21 protein-coding genes and 1 riboswitch are annotated in these 22,775 nt (G+C 70.0%); of the genes, 13 read left to right on the top strand and 8 right to left on the bottom strand.

The window, feature by feature from the left end; genetic code table 11:
- Positions 1-31: 31 nt before the first annotated feature.
- Positions 32-1,132 (bottom strand): LacI family DNA-binding transcriptional regulator, encoded by a 1,101-nt coding sequence (locus tag K8Z49_RS33425; RefSeq protein ID WP_338059716.1) that lies wholly within the window; start codon positions 1,130-1,132, stop codon positions 32-34.
- 408 nt (positions 1,133-1,540) lie between these two features.
- Between K8Z49_RS33425 and K8Z49_RS33430 the strand changes: the two genes are divergently transcribed.
- On the top strand, positions 1,541-1,771 hold the full coding sequence (locus K8Z49_RS33430) for a LuxR C-terminal-related transcriptional regulator (protein ID WP_021591725.1): 231 nt from the start codon (positions 1,541-1,543) through the stop codon (positions 1,769-1,771).
- Between the two features lie 224 nt (positions 1,772-1,995).
- On the opposite strand, the gene K8Z49_RS33435 is transcribed toward K8Z49_RS33430, so the two are convergent.
- Entirely contained in the window at positions 1,996-2,991 is a 996-nt protein-coding gene (locus tag K8Z49_RS33435) for an NlpC/P60 family protein (protein ID WP_412516081.1), read from the bottom strand.
- Between the two features lie 3 nt (positions 2,992-2,994).
- Positions 2,995-3,184: riboswitch (cyclic di-AMP (ydaO/yuaA leader) on the bottom strand.
- 178 nt (positions 3,185-3,362) lie between these two features.
- Here K8Z49_RS33435 and K8Z49_RS33440 point away from each other — a divergent pair.
- The 6 genes from K8Z49_RS33440 (at position 3,363) to K8Z49_RS33465 (ending at position 10,403) form a co-directional block, all read left to right on the top strand.
- Positions 3,363-3,884, top strand: a complete 522-nt coding sequence (locus K8Z49_RS33440; protein WP_372506291.1) for an amino-acid N-acetyltransferase — start codon at positions 3,363-3,365, stop codon at positions 3,882-3,884.
- Between the two features lie 5 nt (positions 3,885-3,889).
- A complete protein-coding gene (locus K8Z49_RS33445; protein WP_021591722.1) occupies positions 3,890-4,675 on the top strand; it encodes an RDD family protein in 786 nt (261 codons plus the stop codon).
- Between the two features lie 7 nt (positions 4,676-4,682).
- A complete protein-coding gene (locus K8Z49_RS33450) occupies positions 4,683-5,306 on the top strand; it encodes an RDD family protein (RefSeq protein ID WP_021591721.1) in 624 nt (207 codons plus the stop codon).
- Positions 5,307-6,202: 896 nt separating this feature from the next.
- Positions 6,203-6,526 carry a histone-like nucleoid-structuring protein Lsr2 gene (locus K8Z49_RS33455; RefSeq protein ID WP_024936089.1) on the top strand — a complete coding sequence of 108 codons (324 nt, stop codon included), beginning with the start codon at positions 6,203-6,205 and terminating at the stop codon, positions 6,524-6,526.
- A 360-nt stretch (positions 6,527-6,886) separates the two neighbouring features.
- The gene (locus tag K8Z49_RS33460; protein ID WP_075021060.1) at positions 6,887-9,421 is read left to right on the top strand and encodes an ATP-dependent Clp protease ATP-binding subunit; all 2,535 of its coding nucleotides are present in this window, start codon (positions 6,887-6,889) and stop codon (positions 9,419-9,421) included.
- 313 nt (positions 9,422-9,734) lie between these two features.
- Positions 9,735-10,403: an ArsR family transcriptional regulator gene (locus K8Z49_RS33465; RefSeq protein ID WP_143118397.1), complete on the top strand. Its 669-nt coding sequence runs from the start codon at positions 9,735-9,737 to the stop codon at positions 10,401-10,403.
- A 39-nt stretch (positions 10,404-10,442) separates the two neighbouring features.
- On the opposite strand, the gene add is transcribed toward K8Z49_RS33465, so the two are convergent.
- Positions 10,443-11,420, bottom strand: coding sequence for an adenosine deaminase (gene add / locus K8Z49_RS33470; protein WP_412516082.1), 978 nt, complete (start codon positions 11,418-11,420; stop codon positions 10,443-10,445).
- A 382-nt stretch (positions 11,421-11,802) separates the two neighbouring features.
- Between add and K8Z49_RS33475 the strand changes: the two genes are divergently transcribed.
- On the top strand, positions 11,803-12,933 hold the full coding sequence (locus K8Z49_RS33475; RefSeq protein ID WP_412516083.1) for an NADAR family protein: 1,131 nt from the start codon (positions 11,803-11,805) through the stop codon (positions 12,931-12,933).
- 1 nt (position 12,934) lies between these two features.
- Here the strand turns inward: K8Z49_RS33475 and K8Z49_RS33480 are convergent, their stop codons facing one another.
- Positions 12,935-13,813, bottom strand: a complete 879-nt coding sequence (locus K8Z49_RS33480; protein ID WP_412516084.1) for an A/G-specific adenine glycosylase — start codon at positions 13,811-13,813, stop codon at positions 12,935-12,937.
- Positions 13,814-13,881: 68 nt separating this feature from the next.
- Here K8Z49_RS33480 and K8Z49_RS33485 point away from each other — a divergent pair, with 68 nt between their 5' ends.
- A complete protein-coding gene (locus K8Z49_RS33485) occupies positions 13,882-14,496 on the top strand; it encodes a hypothetical protein (RefSeq protein WP_412516085.1) in 615 nt (204 codons plus the stop codon).
- Between the two features lie 522 nt (positions 14,497-15,018).
- Here K8Z49_RS33485 and disA read toward each other — a convergent pair.
- The 4 genes from disA to K8Z49_RS33505 all read right to left on the bottom strand — a co-directional run bounded on the left by disA (position 15,019) and on the right by K8Z49_RS33505 (position 19,526).
- Entirely contained in the window at positions 15,019-16,101 is a 1,083-nt protein-coding gene (gene disA / locus K8Z49_RS33490; RefSeq protein WP_024935731.1) for a DNA integrity scanning diadenylate cyclase DisA, read from the bottom strand.
- Between the two features lie 113 nt (positions 16,102-16,214).
- Positions 16,215-17,639, bottom strand: a complete 1,425-nt coding sequence (radA, locus tag K8Z49_RS33495; protein ID WP_024935732.1) for a DNA repair protein RadA — start codon at positions 17,637-17,639, stop codon at positions 16,215-16,217.
- Between the two features lie 60 nt (positions 17,640-17,699).
- Positions 17,700-18,800 carry an alpha/beta fold hydrolase gene (locus tag K8Z49_RS33500; protein ID WP_412516086.1) on the bottom strand — a complete coding sequence of 367 codons (1,101 nt, stop codon included), beginning with the start codon at positions 18,798-18,800 and terminating at the stop codon, positions 17,700-17,702.
- A gap of 27 nt (positions 18,801-18,827) precedes the next feature.
- The gene (locus tag K8Z49_RS33505) at positions 18,828-19,526 is read right to left on the bottom strand and encodes a class I SAM-dependent methyltransferase (protein ID WP_412516087.1); all 699 of its coding nucleotides are present in this window, start codon (positions 19,524-19,526) and stop codon (positions 18,828-18,830) included.
- Positions 19,527-19,671: 145 nt separating this feature from the next.
- Here K8Z49_RS33505 and K8Z49_RS33510 point away from each other — a divergent pair, with 145 nt between their 5' ends.
- From K8Z49_RS33510 to K8Z49_RS33525, 4 genes are read left to right on the top strand one after another with little or no spacing between them, the layout of a single operon-like run.
- Positions 19,672-20,559, top strand: a complete 888-nt coding sequence (locus K8Z49_RS33510; RefSeq protein WP_021591709.1) for a sugar phosphate isomerase/epimerase family protein — start codon at positions 19,672-19,674, stop codon at positions 20,557-20,559.
- Positions 20,556-21,161: a TetR family transcriptional regulator gene (locus K8Z49_RS33515; RefSeq protein ID WP_021591708.1), complete on the top strand. Its 606-nt coding sequence runs from the start codon at positions 20,556-20,558 to the stop codon at positions 21,159-21,161. The genes K8Z49_RS33510 and K8Z49_RS33515 overlap by 4 nt, the downstream gene beginning before the upstream one ends.
- A gap of 50 nt (positions 21,162-21,211) precedes the next feature.
- Positions 21,212-21,961, top strand: a complete 750-nt coding sequence (locus K8Z49_RS33520; RefSeq protein ID WP_200871890.1) for an ABC transporter ATP-binding protein — start codon at positions 21,212-21,214, stop codon at positions 21,959-21,961.
- Positions 21,958-22,692: an ABC transporter permease gene (locus tag K8Z49_RS33525; protein ID WP_021591706.1), complete on the top strand. Its 735-nt coding sequence runs from the start codon at positions 21,958-21,960 to the stop codon at positions 22,690-22,692. Before K8Z49_RS33520 ends, K8Z49_RS33525 begins: the two co-directional genes overlap by 4 nt.
- Positions 22,693-22,775 lie beyond the last annotated feature (83 nt).

Genomic DNA, 22,775 nt, shown 5'->3' on the forward strand with positions numbered 1-22,775 from the left:
ATCGGGGTGTGGAATCGGGGTGTGGAATCCGCTAAGCGCTTTCCCGGATCACGAGTTCGGGCCGCTGGACGACCTGCCGGTGCTGGTGGGACGCGCCCTCGCCGATCTCGGCCATCGCCAGCTCGGCCGCCTCCCAGCCGAGCTCGCGGCGCGGCTGGCGGACGGTGGTCAGCGGGACGGCGGCGCTCGCCGCCAGCTCGATGTCGTCGTAGCCGATCACGGCGACGTCCTCGGGGACGCGGACCCCGAGCCGGGTCAGCTCGTTGATCAGCCCGATGGCCAGCAGGTCGTTGGCGCAGAACACGCCGTCGGGCCGCGGTGACATGGCCATGATCTGGTGCGCCGCCGCCTGCCCCTCGGTCGGGCTGAGGGCGTCCTTGACCAGGGTTCTCGGCTTGCCCAGGCCCGCCTCGACGATCGTGCGGGCCGCGCCGTCGCGGCGTTCGACGCAGGGCTGCGGCTCCGGGACGCCGGTCACGAACGCGACGCGCTCGCGGCCGATGCCGAGCAGGTACGCGGCGGCGATCTCGCCGCCCGCGACATGGTCGACCTGGGCGTAGCACGTGTCGGACGACGCGCGGTCGATCAGCACCACGCTCATGCCGGCCGCGCGCAGCCGGGAGATGTCCCCCGAACCCATCCCGACCGGGATGATCAGGACGCCCGCGGCGCGCTGCTCGACCAGGAGGTCCAGCGACCGGCGCTCCTTGGCGGCGGAATGGTCGCTGGACAGCCAGAGGGCGTCGTGGCCAGCCGCGTTGAGCGCGGCCTCGGCGCCGCGCGCGACGTCGGTCGCGTACGGGTTGGTGAGGTCTTCGACGACGATGCCGAAGGCGCGGCGCGGCTGGTCGTGGAACTCGCCCGCGGTCCGTTCCGGGCCGCGGCGGAGCCGCCGCGCGGACTCGTTCCGGACGAATCCGAGCTCCTCGATCGCCGCGCGAACGCGGTCACGGGTAGCTTCGGCCACGAGGTCTGGCCGGTTTAGGACATTCGAAACGGTCCCAACTGAGACTCCAGCCCGCCTCGCGACTTCGCGAATACTGGTCTGTGGCAACTCGCTCCTCGTCCCGCTCCGTGGGAGTTCTCCCAGGTAGTGGAGTTTTTCACGGCGTCGCGCCGAATGCACGGTCACGGACCGTGGCCAAACGTGCGCATCGTGCCATCGTTCGACGCTTGACGGGCCGGATCCGGCCGCCTAGCGTTCCGAGCCGAAGCGTAGCTTGAAACGATTCACGATCTTCGTTCAGCAGGAGATCCGGTGACTTCGACGAGAAGGGGCGGGTGCGGATGGCTGGCGACCTCATCCCGTCTCCCTCGGCAGGCCAACGACTGAATCGTCACCCGGAGTTCCCCCGTACACCCCCGCAATCGGCCAGGCGGCCACCTCCGGCCAAGCTCGCGAGACAGCAAAGGAACCCGATGATCTAAGTCCGGAAGGGCTCCGGACCCGGCAACCCAACGCGCGTACAGATCGAAACCCGTGCCTGTGCAGCGGACGGCTGCATCCCCGCGGTCATCACCACGGACGAGGGAGGACGGAGTGGAAACAGCCACACTCGCACGTCGTGGCACCGACGATTTCGGGCTGAGCGAAGAAGAGATCCGGCTGCTCGCCCAGATCGCCAGCGGTGTCACCGCCGATGTGGCGGCACGCAAGCTGGAGTTGAGCGCACGGACCTTGCGGCGCCGGTTGCGGACGATCTGCGACCGGCTGGAGGTCAACACCCCTATCGAGGCCGTGGTGTGGGCGGCCCGGAGGCAGCTCATCTAGCCGAACCCCCTTGCGCTCGTCTGGGGACGGCGAGCGCATCGGCGACCAGCGTCATCAAGGAACACAGCGTCATCAAGAAATCAGGCGGCACGTTCGAATCCCGTCCGACCCCGCGGCGGCGGCGCCGGAACCCTGACAGGTAGGTCCCTGCAGGAGGCGTCGCCGCGGACGGTGTTCGGGTGCCGATGGCCTTCGGCCGCCGGTGGTGGGGGCCCGCGACCGGGTCAGGCGACCCGGACACCGCCGGCGAAGGGCCGTCCGGCCATGGGGGCGATCTTGACGACGTCGCCGGTCTGGGGAGCGTGCAGCATCTTGCCGTCGCCGACGTACATGCCCATGTGGTGCAGGTCGGAGTAGAAGAACACGAGGTCGCCCGCCTGCAGCTGGCCGCGCGACACGTGAGTGCCGGCGTTCCACTGGCTGCCGGTGTAGTGCGGCAGGTTGATGCCGACCTGCTTGTAGGCCCACATCGTCAGCCCGGAGCAGTCGAACGTGCTCGGGCCCGCGGCGCCCCACACGTAGGGGCGGCCGATCTTGCCCATCGCGTACCGGAGCGCCTGCGCGGCCTTGCCTGTGCCGACGACGGGGAGCTTGGCGAGCTGGGTGGGGTCCTTGTCGACGAGCTTGCTGCGGACCTTCTCGTAGGTCTCGGTGACCTTCTTGCGCTGCGACTCCAGCTGCGTCCGCAGCTCCTTGACCTGCTTGGCGCGCGCCTCGGCGGACTTGCGGGCGCGCTGGGCGGACTGCATGGCCTGCATCAGGCCGAGCACCTGGGTGCTGTCCTGCTTGGCGAAGTAGTGGAGGGTCGCGGCCTGGTCGAGGACGGCCTGCGGGTCTTGGGAGGCGACGAAGGAGACCGTGGGGTCGGAGCCGCCCTGCATGTAGCTCGTCGCGGCGAGGGCGCCGACCTTCTGCCTGAGCTCCTCCAGCGACTTCTCCTGCCGCTCGGCGTTCTCGGTGGCCACCTTGGCCGCGCGCTGCGACTGGGAGAGCTTGACCCTCAGCCCGTTGTACTGCTCGGTCAGCTGCTCCAGCTGGTCGGCGAGCTTGAGCGCCTTGGCCCGGAGCTCCTTGGTGGACGGCTCGGGATCGGCGTGGGCTACGGCGATCTTCTGCGGGGTGATCGCGTGCGGAGCGGCCGAGACGGCGATGAGCGCGCCGGCCACCGCGGCCGCGCGGCCGCGAAATCGCGAAAGGGAAGCAGACCGCGATCGCTGCACGAATTCTCCTCTCCTCATCCGCCTACCGGGTTAGCTGACGGGTTGGGGCCGGAGCAGCCCCTCCGCGAGCGCGCGGACGTCTGCCGTGCACTGCGGATTCACCCCTGACGGCGTCAGCCCAGGGGCGATCCCCCGAACGCTCCGAAAGTGGGTCCCCGGCTCCCCGGGGCGCTGGATGCGGCCCGCGGACTCGGCGGTTCGGCCTCCGTTCTGCGGTCGGCCGATGTCAGCGAAGGACACTAACGGAACCCGCATTGGATGCCAACCGGAACATGCGAAATCCCAGGTCGCCGAGGTGGCGCCCGGTGGATCCACCGGTTCGGCACCCGTGGTCGGCGGCCGGTCGCGGCGTTGGATAATCTCGCTTGCTTGTGGAAGTCGTGATCCGGCGGGCCCGCACCGCCGACGTCCAGGAAATTCGCAGGCTGGTCGATCTGTACGCCGGATCGGGGCGCCGCCTGCTGAAGAAGACGACCGTCAAGCTGTACGAGGACGTACAGGAGTTCTGGGTCGCCGAGGACGTCCAGCACGGGGCACCGGGACGCATCATCGGCTGCGGCGCCCTGCACGTGATGTGGGAGGACCTGGCGGAGGTCCGCTCGGTCGCCGTGGACAAGGGATGCGGCGGACGCGGAATCGGGCACCGGATCGTGACGCGCCTTCTCCAGACCGCCAGAGAACTCGGCGTCCGGAGGGTGTTCTGCCTTACCTTCGAGGTGGACTTCTTTGCCCGCCACGGCTTCGAGCAGATACTGGGAACTCCGGTCGCGCCGGAGGTGTACGAAGAACTTCTCCGCTCCTACGACGATGGCGTGGCAGAGTTCTTGGACCTCGACCGGGTCAAGCCGAATACGTTGGGCAACACCCGGATGTTGCTTCGCCTGGAGGACTGACCCAAATGAGCGATTCCCCTCACCGCGGGCGGCCTTACCGGCCCCAGCAGGGCCAGGGTTCGTACGGCCCCCCGCCCCCGTACCAGAGTCCCCAGAGGCAGCAACCCCAGCAGCAGTGGCAACAGCCGCAGCAACAGCAGTGGCAGCAGCAGCCCCAGCAGCAGTGGGACCAGCAGACTTACGAGGCCCCCTACGACGAGTACGGCGCCCATGGCGGCGGCGACCTGGCGCTGGCCCCCATTTACCGGCGCGCGGGCGCACGGATCATGGACAACGCGCTCGTCGCGGTGTTCGGCTTCGCGCTCGTCCTGCCGGTGACGATCGGTGCTTTCGGCCTGGGCAAGCCGGGCAGTAAAACCGAGGACGAGGGGGGTGTGTGGAACTGGCCCATCATCTTCACCCTGTTCTGCGTCCTGTCGCTGTTGCCGTTCATCTACGAGGCCGTCCAACTGTCCATGTGGGGACGGACGCTCGGAAAGCGCGTCCTGGGGCTGGGAATCGTCCAGGCGCGTCCGGCGGGTAGCCCCCTGACGACGACGCAGGCGGTTTGGCGGGCCGGTATCACCCACATCGGCTACCAGCTCGGTGTCTTCTTCTTCCTCGTGTTGGCGGTGATGGTGTGGGACTACGCCGCATACGGGATGGTGCTGGTCTGGGCGGGTGCGCTGATGGCCTACCTGTGGGCGATCTGGGACCAGCCCCTGCACCAGTCACTGCACGACCGCTTCGCCGGCACGCTCGTCATCGATGAGCGGGTCGGATACGACGAGTACTCCGAGTACGCGGAGTAAGACCGCGATGGCGGCCCCGCTCGCCGAGCCAGGCCAGCGCCTCCTGGCGCGTGTCGTCGACACGCTCGTCGTCGGCGTCCCCGTGATCCTCGTCGTGCGCGCGTTCGTCTCCGGCCCCACGGTGGACGCCGTCGCTCCACCCGCCCTCGCCGGATGCATGCTGGTGTACGAGGCCGTCCAGCTCGCCCTCTGGGGGCGGACGCTCGGCAAGCGCGTCGCCGGCATCGAAGTCGTCGCCGCGACGCCCCAGGAGGCCGATCAGGGCCCGCCAGGGGGTGCGGGCGACGCGGAGCCCGGCCCGGCGCCTTTGATCCCCGCGTCCGTGCCCGGATTCGTGCCCACGGCGGCCTCGTCGGGAGGCGAAGGCCCGGCCGAAGGAGGCGGCGTCCCGTCCGGGGAGAGCGTGCCCGCCGGCGCGCGCCTGGACGTTATGCATGCCGTTGTCCGTGCCGCGGTCTATTCGCTGCCGATCGCGCTGCGCCCGATTCCCGTTCTCGGTCTGCTCGCGAGCATCTTCTGGGTCGGGAACGCGGGGATGCTGTTCGAAGGCACGCGCCGCCAGGCCGTCCATGACAGGCTCGCGGGGACGCTCGTGGTGAAACGCCCGGACTCCGATTCCCCGGCCTTCTGACGGCCTCTCCGAAGCGCCTGGAAGATCTTGCCCGGCCGTCCCGCGGGCTCGTTCCGGTTACGGACCCGAATCGAAGCGGGATGTGTCTCGTCCCGGACGCTCCCTCCGTTTGGAAGTTGCCGTGCGCACCGTTGCGGGAACGCCCCACGTGCCGCTTGTTAGGCGGTAGTGGACTTACTTCGGATGGGACGCCGTCTCACTCTGAACGGACCTTTCGCGTGACATGCCCGTCGTGAGGGGGGAGCGGGACCGGGGTGTGGCGACGCCGGGTCTTGGTGCCCGGTCGAAGAAGTGGGACGGGCGGTGGGATTGTGCCTTGATCTCCCGATTCCAGATGAACCACGGCAGGCCGGGTTCCGCGCGGTGGATCCCGGTCCGCAACTTCCCGCGACCACGACATGGCAACAGATTTCGACGGCGGCTCGTTCCTCGTTATCCCTCCACATCGGCCGGTCAGAGCCTGATCAGCCACGGCGCGCCACCGGCGCATTACCACCGGGTGGCGTGCTTAGTGCCGTTACGTCAGGGTTAAACGCCAACGGCGGTGGCGCCCTCCGCAAACCCGAGCCAATCCGCGAACGACCGCCCAGGTCAGCGCGGCGAGCCGTGACGCGGGTCACGTCCCAAAACCTCGGACCGGTCCGCCCGCGCCGGGAATTCTTGGGGCCGGGCCCGCCGGAGCGGCCCGCCCGCCGTCCGGCCCGCACCGGAAACGACGACCCTGATTACGGCCGGTGCGTGGCAACGCGACTTCGCCGCCAGTGCCGGTTCATGGCCGGTACGGCGACTTCGCGTCCGCGCCGGTTCATCGTGAGTGTTGGAATTGTCATCGGCGAAGTTCTCGGTATATCTTTGTCAACCGATTGAAGTTTGCTCCAGCCGAAAGGTCTGTCCCCATGGCACAGAAGGTTCAGGTGCTTCTCGTCGACGACCTCGACGGTGGCGAGGCGGACGAGACCGTAGCGTTCTCGATCGACGGCGCCTCCTACGAGATCGACCTCAGTGGCGCCAACGCGACGAAGCTGCGGGAATCGCTGCAGCCGTTCGTCGAGAAGTCCCGTAAGGCGGGCACGCCCTCGCGCCGCCGCCGGCAGCGGGGCGCGTCCAGCCGGGAGCGCAGTGCGGAGATCCGTGCCTGGGCCAAGAACAATGGCATCAAGGTGAATGAGCGCGGCCGGATCCCCGCCCACGTGATCGAGCAGTACGAGGCGGCCAACTGACCCGCCCGTCCTCCGCGGCCCGTCTCCGATCGTGAGACGGGCCGTTCGCTTGTGGCGTAGCGCGGGTGCGGTTCGGCGCGCCCGCGGTGAGGTACACAGGGCGCGCGGGTGGAAACACCATCCCCATTCGGCACTCTCGGCCCGCGCCTTGGCCTACCTGCGAAAAGCCCCCCGTTCGCTTGGGGCGTAGCGGGAACATGACGCACCGATGCGGTAGTTGGATGAGACTGAACAGCGCATAGCTGGGGAACGTCTCCTGGTGGGAGTGCACCGGGCGGCCTCCTCGGGGCGGGCTAGCATGCGGAAGGACAGTTCCGGACGTTCCGGACTCTGCCCAACCGCTCTGTGAGGAGCGACGAGATGTTCGAGAGGTTCACCGACCGCGCGCGGCGCGTTGTCGTCCTGGCTCAGGAAGAGGCCAGGATGCTCAACCACAACTACATCGGCACCGAGCACATCCTCCTGGGTCTGATCCACGAGGGTGAGGGCGTCGCTGCCAAGGCCTTGGAGAGCCTGGGGATCAGCCTTGAGGCGGTCCGCCAGCAGGTCGAGGAGATCATCGGCCAGGGCCAGCAGGCGCCGTCGGGCCACATCCCGTTCACTCCGCGTGCCAAGAAGGTCCTTGAGCTGTCGCTGCGCGAGGCGTTGCAGCTCGGCCACAACTACATCGGCACCGAGCACATCCTGCTCGGGCTGATCCGCGAGGGTGAGGGCGTCGCCGCCCAGGTGTTGGTGAAGCTCGGCGCCGACCTGAACCGGGTCCGCCAGCAGGTCATCCAGTTGCTGCACGGCTACCAGGGCAAGGAGCCGGCCGCCTCCGGCGGTCCCTCGGAGTCGGCTCCGTCCACCTCCCTTGTGCTCGACCAGTTCGGCCGCAACCTGACGCAGGCCGCGCGGGAGGGCAAGCTCGACCCGGTCATCGGGCGGGACAAGGAGATCGAGCGGGTCATGCAGGTGCTGTCCCGCCGCACCAAGAACAACCCCGTCCTCGTGGGCGAGCCCGGCGTCGGCAAGACCGCCGTCGTCGAGGGCCTCGCGCAGAAGATCGTCAAGGGCGAGGTGCCCGAGACGCTCAAGGACAAGCAGCTCTACACCCTTGACCTCGGCGCGCTGGTCGCCGGCTCCCGGTACCGTGGCGACTTCGAGGAACGCCTCAAGAAGGTGCTGAAGGAGATCCGCACCCGCGGCGACATCATCCTGTTCATCGACGAGCTGCACACGCTCGTCGGCGCGGGCGCCGCCGAGGGCGCGATCGACGCCGCGTCCATCCTCAAGCCGATGCTGGCGCGCGGCGAGCTGCAGACCATCGGCGCGACCACGCTGGACGAGTACCGCAAGCATCTGGAGAAGGACGCCGCGCTGGAGCGCCGCTTCCAGCCGATCCAGGTCGCCGAGCCGTCGCTGTCCCACACGATCGAGATCCTCAAGGGCCTGCGGGACCGCTACGAGGCGCACCACCGCGTGTCGATCACCGACAGCGCGCTCGTCGCCGCCGCGCAGCTCGCCGACCGCTACATCAGCGACCGGTTCCTGCCCGACAAGGCGATCGACCTGATCGACGAGGCCGGCTCGCGGATGCGCATCCGCCGCATGACCGCGCCGCCGGACCTGCGCGAGTACGACGAGAAGATCGCCGACGTCCGGCGCGACAAGGAGTCCGCGATCGACGCGCAGGACTTCGAGAAGGCCGCGGCGCTGCGCGACTCCGAGAAGCAGCTGCTCGGCCAGAAGGCGCAGCGGGAGAAGGAGTGGAAGGCCGGCGACATGGACGTCGTCGCCGAGGTCACCGACGAGCTGATCGCCGAGGTCCTCGCCACCGCCACCGGCATCCCGGTCTTCAAGCTGACCGAGGAGGAGTCGACCCGGCTGCTGCGCATGGAGGACGAGCTCCACAAGCGCGTCATCGGCCAGGAGGACGCCATCAAGGCGCTCTCCCAGTCGATCCGCCGCACCCGCGCCGGCCTGAAGGACCCGAAGCGTCCCGGCGGCTCGTTCATCTTCGCCGGCCCGTCCGGCGTCGGTAAGACCGAGCTGTCCAAGACGCTCGCCGAGTTCCTGTTCGGGGACGAGGACGCGCTGATCCAGCTCGACATGTCCGAGTTCATGGAGAAGCACACCGTCTCGCGGCTGTTCGGCTCCCCGCCCGGCTACGTCGGGTACGAGGAGGGCGGCCAGCTAACCGAGAAGGTGCGCCGCAAGCCGTTCTCGGTCGTCCTGTTCGACGAGATCGAGAAGGCCCACCAGGACATCTTCAACTCGCTCCTGCAGATCCTGGAGGACGGCCGCCTCACCGACGCGCAGGGCCGCGTCGTGGACTTCAAGAACACCGTCATCATCATGACGACGAACCTGGGGTCCAAGGACATCTCCAAGGGCGTCTCGATGGGCTTCGCCCGCCAGAACGACGAGCAGGGCTCGTACGAGCGGATGAAGGCGAAGGTGTCGGAGGAGCTCAAGCAGCACTTCCGCCCCGAGTTCCTGAACCGCGTCGACGACACGGTGGTGTTCCACCAGCTCACCCCGAAGGAGATCATCCAGATCGTCGACCTGATGATCGCCAAGGTGGACGAGCGGCTGCGCGACCGCGACATGGGCATCGAGCTGCGGCAGGAGGCCAAGGACCTGCTGGCCCTGCGGGGCTACGACCCGGTCCTCGGCGCCCGGCCGCTGCGCCGCACGATCCAGCGGGAGATCGAGGACAGCCTGTCCGAGAAGATCCTGTACAACGAGCTCAAGCCCGGCCAGATCGTGATCGTCGGCACGGAGGGCTTCGACCCCGAGAACAAGGACTCGGTGGAGAACGCCAAGTTCACCTTCAAGGGCGTGCCGAAGCCGTCGACCGTCCCGGACAGCCCGCCCCCCATCGAGGGCGCGGTCAACTTCAACAAGGACTGACGTCCCGCCAGAGGCCCGCAGCGGAGAAATCCGCCGCGGGCCTCTCGCATGCGCGGGGGCTGTGCGGGCGGGGTGGCCTCTGCGGTACCGGGCGCGATCGGCCGTGGACCGCCTGTTCTCCTCGCCGCCCGGTCCTAGACGGCTAGCCCGTACGTGGCGTCGTCGAGCGGCGCAGGCGTTTCTGGGACCGCGGAGAGGGCTTGGCAGCGGAGCGTTTTCCACAGAATGGGGTTCTAGCGCCTGGCTTCTCCGTCGTCCTGGAGCATCTCAGTGGACCCCCTGAGATGTCGGAGGCGAGGAATAGTGTTCGAACATGCGATCGAGTGCGGTCGGGGCGGCGGCGGAGTTTCGGCGGCGGAAGGCGCGCATGCCGGCGGGCGAGGCGCGGGTGGCGGACGCGTTCCGGCGGGATGTGCGGGCCCGTGCGCCGGAGCAGTTCCCCATCTTCCGGTCGCGGCTGCAGGGCGAGTTGCTCGCGCGCCTGCTGCTGGGGCCCGGCCGCGAGATCTCCATGCTCGACCTCGCGGTGATGCTCCGCACCGACCTGGCATCCGTGATGCGCGAGGTGGAGAGGCTGGCGCGGGCAGGCCTCCTCGTGCTGCGCCGCACCATGGCCGGACGGGTGGTGACGCGCGACACGAGCAGCCCGCTGTACGAGCCGCTCGCCCGCCTCCTGATGCTGACCTTTGGACCCGCCGCGGTGGTGGCGGAGGAGTTCGGGCGGTTTCCCGCGGTCCGCGAGATCTACCTGTTCGGCGCGTGGGCGGAGCGCTACGACGGCGTCCCCGGCACCCCACCCACCGACGTCGAGGTTCTGGCGATCGGCGAGATCGGCCCCGACCTCGCCTTCGACGCGGCCCAGGAGGCGGCCGCCCGGCTGGGCCTCCCGGTCCATCCGGTGGTCCGCACGCCGCACCAGTGGCAGGACGACACCGATCCCTTCCTCCGTGAGATCCGCACCGGCCACCTGACCAGGCTCTGACGTACCGCCCCGGCCTCTCGTGCGGCCGGGCCGGGAATGTCAGGCAGAGGTGGCCAGCCAGGCGTCGATCTCCGTGTGGAGGCGAGTCTTGGTCGATGACGGGGCGAAGGAGGCGTCGGCGGCCGCATGGGCCAGATCGGCGAGGATCGCGTCGTCATAGTTGAAGGCGTCGCGGACCCGTGTGTACTCGGCGGTGAGCGGGGTGCCGATCAAGGCGGGGATATCGGTGTTGAGGGTGACGATCAGGCCCGCTTCGCGGAGGCGGGGCAGCGGGTGGGCTTCGAGGGTCGGGGCGAAGCCCAGGGCGACGTTGGAGGACGGGCACACTTCGAGCGGGATGCGGCGCTCCCGTACCTCTGCCACGAGGTCGGGGTCGTCCAGGACGCGGATGCCGTGGCCCAGGCGCTCGGTGCGGCCGGGGCCGAGCGCCTCCCGGATGCTGGCGGGGCCTTCGCCCTCGCCCGCGTGGTGGACGACGTGGAGGCCGGAGTCGCGGGCGGCGGCGAAGACCTCGGTGAACGGGTCCGCGGGGTGGGCCTCGTCGCCGGCAAGCCCAACGGCGACCACGCGGTCGTGGCGGCGGGCCAGGTCGACGGTCCGCCAGGCGCGCTCGACGGACCGGCGGCGGGAGTGGTCGAGGATGAGGCGGCACTCGATCCCGAAGGCCTCCTGACCGGCCTCCAGGCCTTCCAGAACGGCCGTGAGAGGCATATCGAGGTCGCCGAGGCGCTCACCGTGCGCGGCGGCCGTGAAGGAGACCTCGGCGTAGCGGGTGCCTTCGGCGGCCTCGTCCTCGCAGAACTCGTAGGCGATCCGCCGGAAGTCGGCGGGCCGTCGAAGGCAAGCGCGGACGAGGTCGTTCTGCGCGAAGAAGGAGGCGAAGTCCCCGAACGCGCCTGCCTCGTCGGGCACCTGCACCTGATTGGCCCTGCCGATCTCGCGGAGCGTCGACCAGCGCACGGTGCTTTCCAGATGGACGTGCAGGTGGGCCTTGGGCAGAGTCAGCAGATCACGCACGGCCGTACGGTACGGGCCCGCCGACCGGGTCGGCCAACCAATATTCGCGTCCACCAAGCGGCCCACCGCAACCATGATTCGGCCGCCAACCGCCTACCCCGGCCACCAAGCATTTGCCGGGCGGTGAGCCCTGCCCCGGCCACCAACGTCTGCCCTGGCCGCCAAGCATTTGCGCTGGCTGCCAACCGCCTACCCCGGCCGCAAGGATTTGCCGGGCGGTGAGCGCCTGCCCTGGCCGCCAACGTCTGCCCTGGCCGCAACGTCTGCCCCGGCTGCCAAGCGTCTGCCCTGGCCGCGTGTGCTGGGGGTGCTTGGTACGTGCATGATTGGACGTTGAGATGGTTGAAGTTCAGCTGATTGGCTGGCGGCCCTGGAGGAGTGCGTGAGTGCTGTGTTGAATCGTATTCATCGCGTCGAGGATGGTCGGCGCATTAAGGGCGTTGCTCGCCCCGTTTTTATTCACAACTTTTCTTATCATCTTACGAACCTGCTTGTTTATGCAGATGGGGCCATTCACTGTTGGGAATGGGTTGATCTGGATGGTCTGCGGGAGAAGCTCGAATGTGGCTGGGTGGTTGCTGAGGTTCCCGAGGGTGGGGAGATCAGTGCGTTCGGGTTGGGGCGCTGGAAGGCCGCGGAGCCTATGTTCGGTCTTACTCCGGAAATGCTGCTGGCTGAGGTGGCCGACGACATTGAGAAGCTGAACGGGCGTCCCGACTCCATAGGTCGGTGTCTCGCGGCGCTGGACCGGTACCTGGAGACGCGGGACGAGGTCGACCGGTGCGCGCTCCGGGACGCCTACCTGGCGATTCCTGAGCACAGGCGCCACTACTCCCTGGGCGACATGGACAACAAGGATCGTCCGCTGGTCTATCTCTGCACCGATATCGGTGAGGCCCCGGTTGGAGGCTGGTTCGAGGATGGTGTCGTCAGTGAAGCCATGCGTGAATGGGCGTTGCAGTACTTTGCCGACCGTGACCGTGAGCGGACGGAGTATGACTCGAAGCGTCCCGCCGACGATCCGTCGGAACCTGTGGGTGGGACGATTCACTTTGGCGGGCGTGTGTTTCCGAAAGGGTGGCCCGAGGATGTGGGAATCGATGCTCTGCAGAACGATTACCCGGCGCCGATCGAGGTCGGAGACGTTGTTTATCCGTCGGTGACGCACGCCTACTGGGCGCTGTCCACGGTCGATTCTGGGGTGCGGGAGTGGATCCGTCTGGCCGAGCGGCCCTACGACGCGAGGAAAATGGCGGAAGAGGCGCCGCGCGTCGCTAACTGGGCGCAGGCCCGCACGGCCGTCATGGCAGGCCTTCTGCGTGCCAAGTACGACCAGCACCCCCGTCTGGCGGAGGTTTTGCTTGGGACGGGTGACTCGCCGCTAGGGTACGGCGGAGTCGACTCCGACCATTGGGTCACCCACGGCGAGACGGGCCGCAACTGGGTGGGGCGGCTTCTCGAACTCATCCGCTCCGAACTGCAGGCCCGGCGGTCGGGTATTGCTCTGCCGTGACTCAGCCGGGGAGGGCGTAGCGGCCGTCTTCCAGGGGGTCCACCAGGCCGTCCGCTATCAGGGCGTCCAGGGCCCGTTCTCGTTGGACGTCGTCGGCCCAGACGACGTCGAGGGCTGGTTTCGCGACCGGGCCTTCGGCGTCGCGGAGGACGGCGAGGATGCGGCCGCGGCATTGGCGGTCGGTGCCGGCGTAGGTCTGTCCGCGGCGCGGCGGCCCGTCGTAGGCGGGGCGGCCCGCGCGCTGCCAGACGCAGCGATCGAGCACCGGGCAGTCGACGCAGCGTGGTGTGCGCGCCGTGCAGACCAGCGCGCCCAGCTCCATGACGGCGACGGCCCAGCGGGCGGCGGTGGCGGGGTCGGCCGGCAGCAGGCCCTCGGCCAGCTCGACCTCGGCCCTGGTCTGCGACTTCGGCGGGTACTCGTCCCCCGACAGGAGGCGGGCCAGGACGCGCCGGACGTTGGTGTCGAGGACGGCGTGCCGCTGCCCGAACGCGAAGCTGGCGACCGCCGCGGCCGTGTAGGCGCCGATGCCGGGCAGCGCCAGCAGGTCGGCGTGCGAGGACGGCACCTCGCCGCCGTGCCGCTCGGTGATCGCGCGGGCGCTCTCGTGGAGGCGCAGGGCGCGGCGCGGGTAGCCGAGGCGTCCCCAGGCCCGAACGGCCTCCCCGGACGGTTCCGCGGCCAGCGCCGCGGGGTCCGGCCAGCGCGTCATCCAGGCGTCCCACACCGGAAGGACGCGGGCGACCGGCGTCTGCTGGAGCATGATCTCGCTGACGAGGACGCCCCAGGGCGTCGCGTCCGGCGCCCGCCACGGGAGGTCCCGGGCATTCGCCTCGTACCAGTCGAGGATCGGAGCGGTGTACACGGAGTTCAGGTTCATGTGCGCCGCCATTGTGGCACGCGGCGGGTCGTCCCCTCTTTCCCTAGCGCTGATTGCATACTGACCGCATGGGGGCGAACACTGAACGTGACTGGAGCGGATCCGGGGCCGATCGATACTGGCGCCGCCGCGCGGCGGCCCTCGCGGGCGTCCTCGGCGCCGTCGGCCTGCTGGCCTGGGCGTGCTCCGGCGGCACCGGCGAAGGCGAGCCCGTCCAGAAGGCGGGCGCGATGGGCAGCGCGAGTCCTCCACCGCCGCCGAGCGCGATGCCCACGGTGACCGTGACCACGACCACCACGCCCGCCGCGGAACCGGCCGACGGCGGCCCCTGCGACGACGATGACCTCGTGGTCACCATGTCGGCCGCCGGGGACACCTTCGCGGGCCCGCGGCGGCCCGAGTTCCGCATCACGGTCGTCAACGCGGGCAAGGGCGCCTGCACGTTCGACACCGGCTCCCTGGACGTCCGCATCACGTCCGGCTCGGACAGGATCTGGTCGTCCGCCAAATGCCGCCACGGTGAGGCACCCAAGAAGATCCTTCAGCGCGGCGTCCCGTACGTCGACAACGTCACCTGGGACCGCGGACGCGGCTGCAAGGGCGCCACCCCGGCCCGCCCCGGCACCTACGTGGCCGCCCTGAAGGACACAGACGCCAAGAAACAGATCTTCCGCCTCCGCTGACCCATGACCGCCCACCCTGCCACCACGCGACAACCTCAATGGTCGCGATGGCGTTCGAAGGCGAGGCGGGTGAAGCGGTAGCAAGGTCGCGAAGTGAGTCGTTGGAGCGTGCCGGAATGATTGATTGACCCGTAGGTGTGGGGCTGCCTGGACTCGCTAGTGCGCTGACCTCAGCCGGCGCCGCATCCACGCGACAACCTCAATGGTCGCGATCGCGTCCGAAGGCAGGGGCGAGCGAAGCGAGACCCTGATCGCGCAGCGAGCCGGAGCGATGCCAGCGATCGCGCGCGGTGCCCGACGATGGAGGGCCGCTAGGCCCGAAGGAGGAGGGCGCTGCAATGGACACAGCAGGGCCTCCAGGCCCGAAGGAGGAGGGCGCTGCAATGGACACAGCAGGGCCTCCAGGCCCGAAGGAGGAGGGCGCTGCAATGGACACAGCAGGGCGGTCAAGGCCCGAAGGAGGAGGGCGCTGCAATGGACACGGCAGGGCCGCTAGGCCCGAAGGGGGCGAAAAAAGCAAAACTACACATAGCGTTCCAGGATCGACGATTCGGCCAGGCGGGACAGGCCCTCGCGGACGCTGCGGGCGCGGGACTCGCCCACGCCGCCGACCGCCTGGAGATCGTCGATGCTGGCGGCGAGGAGTTTCTGCAGGCCGCCGAAGTGCTCGACGAGGCGCTCGACGACCATGCTCGGCAGGCGCGGCACCTTCGCGAGAAGGCGGAAGCCCTTCGGGCTGACGGGCAGGTCGAGGGCGTCGGGGCCGGCGAAGCCCATCACCTCGGCCACCGTGGACAGGTCGAGCAGCTCCGTCGCCGACAGCGTGTCCAGCGCGGACAGGATGGCGTCCACGCCGCGGGCCCGGGTGTCGTCGGACGGGTAGTCGCGGACGATCAGCTCGCGGTCGGCGTCCACGCCGGAGACCAGCTCGTCGAGCTGGAGCGAGAGGAGCCGGCCGTCGGTGCCGAGCTCGACGACGTAGCCCTCGATCTCGTCGGCGATGCGGCGCACCATCTCCAGCCGCTGCACGACGGCGCTGACGTCCCGCACGGTGACGAGATCCTCGATCTCCAGCGCGGAGAGCGTCCCGGACACCTCGTCCAGCCGCAGCTTGTACCGTTCGAGCGTCGCCAGGGCCTGGTTCGCCTTGGACAGGATCGCCGCCGAATCCTCCAGCACGTAGCGGATGCCGTCGAGATACAGCGCGATGATGTGCATCGACTGGCTCACCGAGATGACCGGGTAGACGGTCTGGCGGGCGACGCGCTCCGCGGTGCGGTGGCGGGTGCCGGACTCCTCGGTGGGGATGGTCGAGTCGGGCACGAGATGGACGGCGGCGCGGACGATGCGGCTGTGGCTGTCGTCGAGGACGATCGCGCCGTCCATCTTCGCGAGCTCGCGCAGCCGCGTGGCGGAGAACTGGACGTCGAGCTCGAAGCCGCCCGAGCACAGTTCCTCGACCGTCTTGTCGTAGCCGAGCACGATCAGGCCGCCGGTGTGGCCCCGCAGGATCCGTTCGAGTCCGTCGCGGATCTGGGTGCCCGGAGCCACCGCGGCCAACGTGGCGCGGCGTCGTTCGTCATGACCCTTGTCGTGTGATGGCACCTGACCCCCGGAGGTCGCTGGACGGCGTCAGTTTACCGAGGCGGGCCGCGTCCTGGTTCCTCCCCAGGTCGCAAGCGTGCGTTGTGTGGAGTAATACTCTGGCGTGACTCCTGTCAGGGCGCCGTAAACGCCACCTGGAGCGCCTGCTGCAGGCTGTCCACTTCCATCACCTTCATGCCCTCGTAGCTGGTGAGCTGCGGATCCGCGCGTTTCAGCGGGGACCCGTCCGCGAGATCGAGCGACCCGCGCGGGACGACGGCGTGCTTGAACCCGAGCCGCGCCGCCTCGCCGAGCCGCCGCTGGACGCCCGGCACGACCCGCACCTCCCCGGCGAGGCCGACCTCGCCGAGCGCGATCAGGCTGCCCGACAGCGACTGCTCGACCGTGGAACCCGCGACCGCCAGGGCGAGCGCCAGGTCGACCGACGTCTCGGTGAGCCGCACGCCGCCGACCGTCGAGACGTACACGTCCTGCTCGTGCATCGAGATCTTGCAGCGCTGCGCGAGCACCGCGAGGACCATCGCGACGCGGGACGTGTCCAGCCCGGACGTGGCGCGCCGCGGCGCCGGCAGGTGCGACTTCGCGACGAGCGACTGCACCTCCGCCACCAGCGGCCGCCGCCCCTCCAGGGTCACCGTCACGCACGTCCCCGGGACGGGCTCCTCGCGGCGGGTGAGGAACAGGCCGCTCGGATCGGGCAGGCCCACGATGCCGACCTCCGACAGGTCGAAGCAGCCCAGTTCGTCCGTCGGCCCGTACCGGTTCTTGACCGCGCGGATCATGCGGAGGCGGGAGTGCCGGTCGCCCTCGAAGTACAGGACGACGTCGACCAGGTGCTCCAGGAGCCGCGGCCCGGCGATCGCGCCGTCCTTGGTGACGTGCCCGACCAGCACGACCGTGATGCCGCGCTCCTTCGCCACCCTGATCAGGTTGGCCGCGACCTCGCGGACCTGCGTGACCCCGCCGGGCGCCCCGTCGGCCTCGGACGTCCCGATCGTCTGGATGGAGTCGACCACGAGCAGCGCCGGCTCGACGGCGTCGACATGCCCCAGGATCGCGGACAGCTCCGTCTCCGCCGCCAGGTACAGGTCGTCGGTGATCGCCCCGACCCGGTCGGCGCGCAGCCGCACCTGCTCGGCCGACTCCTCACCCGTCACGTACAGGACGTTCTTCGCCGCCCCGCCCCCGTCCGCCGTCGAGGCCAGCGCGGCGACCTCCAGCAGCAGCGTCGACTTCCCGATGCCGGGCTCGCCCGCCAGCAGCAGGACCGCGCCGGGCACGATGCCGCCGCCGAGCACCCGGTCCAGCTCGTCCAGGCCGGTCGGCCGCGTCTGCGCCGACCGGACGTCCACCTTCCCGATCGGACGCGCCGGCGCACTGACCGGCCCCGCCGACACCACCCGCGCGGGCGTCGCCGACGCCGCCTCGGTGACCGTCCCCCACGTCTGGCACTCCCCGCAACGCCCCACCCATTTCGAGGTCTGCCACCCGCACTCCGAGCACCGGTAGGCCGCCTTCGCGGTCTTAGCCTTCGCCATGCGACGGAAGCGTAGAGCCCGGCAGTGACAGTGCCGGCCCCGCGCCGGTCGTGTTCGGGGTCAGGCTTCTTTGCGGGCTCTTTCGATCAGGTCGCCGAGGTGGTCGGAGACGGTGCCGGGGCGTTCGAGCATGGCCATGTGGCCGGCGCCGGGGACGACCTCCAGGCGCGCGGACGGGACGCAGGACGCGATCTTCAGGCTGTGCTCGACCGGGGTGAGCCGGTCGTGCTCGGCGCCGATGACGAGGGAGTCGGCGCCGTGGAGGGACGCGCAGTCGCTGATCGGCTCGGTGGTGATCATCGAGCGGAAGAAGTCGGCGAAGGCGTCCAGGCGGGTCTCGGTCATCATCTGCTCGGCGAAGGCGACCGCGGCGGGGCTGGCGTCGGGGCCGAAGGCGACGAGGTCCTCGACCAGGGTGGCGGCGTCGCGGCCGAGGTGGCGGACCCGCTCGACGGCGCCGGAGCCCGCGCCGAGCGCGCCGAGCGCGCGGGGGAGGAGGCGGTGGGTGGTGCGCGCGATCAGCGCGGGCATGCCGAGCGTGACCTCGCCGAGGCCGCCGGGCGACGTGCAGAGCAGCCCGGTCGCGAGGATCCTGCGGCCGAGCAGGCCGGGGTTCTCGTCGGCGTAGCGCAGGATGGTCATGCCGCCCATGGAGTGGCCGACGAGGACGATCGGCGTGCCGGCGGGGACGGTCGCGTCGATGACGGCGGCGAGGTCGCGGGCGACGCGGGGGACGGCGTAGCCGTCGCGGGCGCCGCCGTCGGAGCGGCCGTGGCCGCGATGGTCCCAGAAGACGAGCCGGCCGAGGCCGCGCAGGGCCTTGCGCTGGAAGTGCCAGGAGTCCTGGGTGAGCGTCCAGCCGTGGGAGAAGACGACGGCGAGGTCGGTGCGGTCCGCGCCGTCGACCTCGGCGTACAGGCGTGTCCCGTCGTCGGCGCGGACGGGGACGGGACGGCCGCGCAGGGAGCCGAACGGCTCGCCGGCGAAGGGGTCCGGCCGGAGTTGGAGGCGGCGCATGGCGCGCCGCTGGGCGACCAGCCCCGCGCCCGCGCCCGCCGTGCCGAGGGCGGTGACGGCGAGGATGTTCAGGAGCGTTCTGCCGCGGGCCTGGGCGGGCGTCGCCCCAGAGGTGACAAGGCTCGTCTTGGCGGCGCGGCCCATGGTCCGTCCCTCCGACTCGTCAGTAACTCAGAGGCAACGCCACCACAAATTGACGGCATAGTCCACCTCGAGTTCGGCATGTTCGCGCAGGCAGACATCGGCGAGATCGGGTGGGAACTCGATGCGGAGCACCGCGGCGAAGTCGTCCCTGTTCTGGAACGACCACCGGATCATCAGGGGTTGTCGGGTGAAGCCGTGCCGCGTCCAGAACCGCTCGACCTCGGCGGGATCGTACTTCGGGAGGCTGCGCTGGAACCAGCGGCCGAACGTGGAGCGGGTCGCGTCGTTGTCGATGACGAAGACCGCGCCGCCGCGCCGGACGACCCGGTTCAGTTCGACCAGCCCCGGCTCGCATCCCGGGCCGAAGAAGTACGCCCACCGGGCGTGGACGACGTCGATCGACGCGTCCGCGAGCGGCAGCGACTGGGCGGCGCCGACGCGGACGGTCACGTTGCGCAGGTTCCGGGTGCGGCGCGCGGCCACCTCGGCGAGGCCTGCGTGCGGTTCGACGCCGACCACCCGCTGCGCGTCCGCGGCGAAGAACGGCAGGTGGTAGCCGGTGCCGCAGCCGACGTCGAGGACGTCGGCGCCCTGCCACGGCCGGATCGCGCGCATCGCGGCGGCCAGCACTCCGTCGGGGTCGACGGCGCGGTTCTCCAGTTCGTAGACCTGGGGGGAGTTCCAGATGTTGGGGCTCGGCACGGCGCCCGGCGCGATCTCGGCCACGGGGACAGAGCGTAGCGGCGCGGCGGGCGGGGCAAGCCAGATCACTCCGGGCGAGTGTTTCATCACGGCCGTCGCCGCATAGGCTTTCCTTTGCATACCCGTCTCTGATGACAACTGCCGAGCGATCTTTCCTGGCGAGGAAGCCTTGACCCCGCAGTACAACGGTGCCTCTTCACCCGCGCTCCGCGTGCCGGACGCGCCGATCACGCTCTCCACCGCGTCGGTCTACCCGGAGAAGGTACCGAGCGCGTTCGAGATCGCCGCGCTGCTGGGGTACGACGGCATCGAGGTGATGGTCTCCACGGACGCCTCGTCGCAGGACCTGAACGTCCTGCGCCGGCTGTCGGACTACCACCAGGTGCCGATCAAGTCGATCCACGCGCCCTGCCTGCTGCTCACCCAGCGGGTCTGGGGACGCGACCCGTGGGGCAAGCTGGTCCGTTCGAAGGACGTCGCCGAGGAACTGGGGGCGGAGGTCGTCGTCGTCCACCCGCCGTTCCGCTGGCAGCGCGACTACGCCAAGGAGTTCGTCGACGGCCTCGCCCGCATGCAGGACGAGACGGACGTGCTGTTCGCGGTCGAGAACATGTTCCCGCTGAAGGCGCGCGGCGCCGAGGCGGGCATGTACCTGCCCGACTGGAACCCCGTCGACCAGGACTACCCGTACGTGACGCTCGACCTGTCGCACACCGCCGTCTCGGGGTCCGACGCCATCGACATGGCGGGGAGCCTCGGCGACCGGCTGCGGCACGTCCACCTCGCCGACGGCGTCGGCGTCATGAACAAGGACGAGCACCTCGTCCCGGGGCGCGGCAACCAGCCGTGCGGGCCCATGCTGGAGAACCTCGCCGAGGGCGGTTTCCGGGGGCACATCGTCCTGGAGGTCAACACGCGGCGCGCGTCGAACCGGGCCGAGCGGATGGAGGACCTCGCCGAGGCCCTGGCGTTCGCGCGCCTGCACCTCGCCGCGGCCGACCACACCTGGGAGGTCACCTCGGCCGGGGAGATCACCCGCCGGGGCGTGCGGCGGTGACGGACGCCGCCGGACCCGTCCGGGGCCGGACGCGGGGGCCGGGGCGCCGGCCCGGCCCGACCGAGACCCGCGAGAAGATCCTGGCCGAGGCCCGCGACCTGTTCGCCGAGAAGGGGTACGACGGCGCGTCGCTGCGCGCCATCGCCCGCGCCGCCGGGGTCGACCCGGCCCTCGTCCACCACTTCTTCGGCAACAAGGAGGGCGTGTTCATCGAGGCGATGCGCTTCCCGGTGGACCCGGCCGTCGTGCTGCCCCAGATCCTCGCCGCCCCCCGGGACCGGCTCGGCGAGACGATGGTGCGCACCTTCCTGAGCGTGTGGGGGGACGCCGACCGCCGCGCGCCGATGCTGGCGATGCTCCGCTCGGCGATGACGAACGAGCGGGCGGCGGCGCTGCTGCGGGAGTTCGTCACGAGCGCGCTGTTCGGGCGGGCCAAGCAGGTCACGGCCGCGCCGTCGCTCGGGATCCAGGCGGCGGCCGGGCAGATGATCGGGCTGATGATCCTGCGGTACGTGCTGCGCGTCGAGCCGCTGGCGTCCGCGACCGAGGACGAGCTGATCGAGCTGGTGGCGCCGACCCTCCAGCGGTACCTCACGTCCTGAACCTCCGGAACACCCTTGACCGGGCCCCTCCGCGGGCATAAATTCAACACATGATGAGTTCTAGTCCGGCGGGAAAGGCCGAGCCGGCGGTGAACGTGCGGGACCTGCGGGTCGTCCGCGGCGGCAGGGAGGTGCTGCACGGGCTCTCCTTCGACGTCCCGCGCGGCTCGATCGTGGGACTGCTCGGGCCGAGCGGCTGCGGGAAGACCACCCTGATGAGGGCGCTCGTCGGCGTCCAGATCGTCCGGAGCGGGACGGTGGCCGTCCTCGGCGAACCCGCCGGATCACCCGGCCTGCGGCGCCGGGTCGGGTACTCCACGCAGACCCCCGCCGTCTACGCCGACCTGACCGTCACCGAGAACCTGCGCTACTTCGCGTCCGTCCTGCGGGCCCCGCGCTCCGACGTCGACCGCGTCATCGACGAGGTCGGCCTCGGCCGCAGCCGCGACCAGACGGCGGCGACGCTGTCCGGCGGGCAGCTCAGCCGCGTCAACCTCGCCGTCGCTCTGCTCGGCTCGCCCGAACTGCTCGTCCTGGACGAGCCGACCGTCGGCCTCGACCCGGTGCTCCGCCAGGAGCTGTGGGAGCTGTTCCGCGAGCTGGCCGACCGCGGCGCCACCCTCGTCGTGTCCAGCCACGTCATGGACGAGGCGGGACGCACCGACCGGCTCCTGCTGATGCGCGAGGGCATGATCCTCGCCGACGGGACGCCGGACGGGCTGCGCTCGCGCACCGGGACGCCCGACCTCGAGGAGGCGTTCCTCCACCTGATCACCGAGAAGGCCGGGAGCACCGCATGAGCGCCGCCATCACCCTCGCCACGATGCGCCGCATCCTGGCGCAGCTCAAGCACGACCACCGCACGCTCGCGCTGCTCATCGCCGTCCCGACGCTGCTGATGATCCTGTTGCGGTACGTGTTCGACCAGCCGGAGGTCTTCGACCGGATCGGGCCCATGCTGCTCGGCCTGTTCCCGTTCATCGTCATGTTCGTCGTGGCCAGCGTCGCCACCCTCCGCGAACGGACCAGCGGCACCCTCGAACGGCTGATGACCATGCCGCTCGGCAAGCTGGACCTGCTGCTCGGCTACGCCCTCGCGTTCGGGCTCCTCGCGCTCGTCCAGGTCGCCGTCGTGCTCGCCGTCTCGCTCACCTGGCTCGACCTCGACCTGAACGGCTCGCTCGGCTCGCTCGTCCTCGTCTCCCTGCTGGACGCCCTGCTCGGCATGGCGCTCGGCCTGTTCGCCAGCGCGTTCGCCCGCACCGAGTTCCAGGCCGTCCAGTTCATGCCGGCGTTCGTCCTGCCGCAGCTGCTGCTCTGCGGCCTGATCATCCCGCGCGAGAACATGGCGGGCTGGCTCCAGGCCATCTCCGACGTCCTGCCCCTCTCGTACGCGGTCGAAGGCATGCGGGAGATCAGCGCCGACCCCGACTTCACCACCACACTCACCGTCGACGTCAGCGTGATCGCCGCCTTCGTCCTGGTGGCCCTCCTGCTGGGAGCGGTGACCCTCCGCCGCCGCACAGCCTGACGACCCGTGAGGTGGGGGTGAGGTTTACATGGAGAGAAGAGGTCCGCCTTAATCGGACAGGTGGGGCTAAGTGGGCCATCCCT

Source organism: Actinomadura madurae, assembly GCF_047130825.1.
GTDB lineage: Bacteria > Actinomycetota > Actinomycetes > Streptosporangiales > Streptosporangiaceae > Spirillospora > Spirillospora madurae.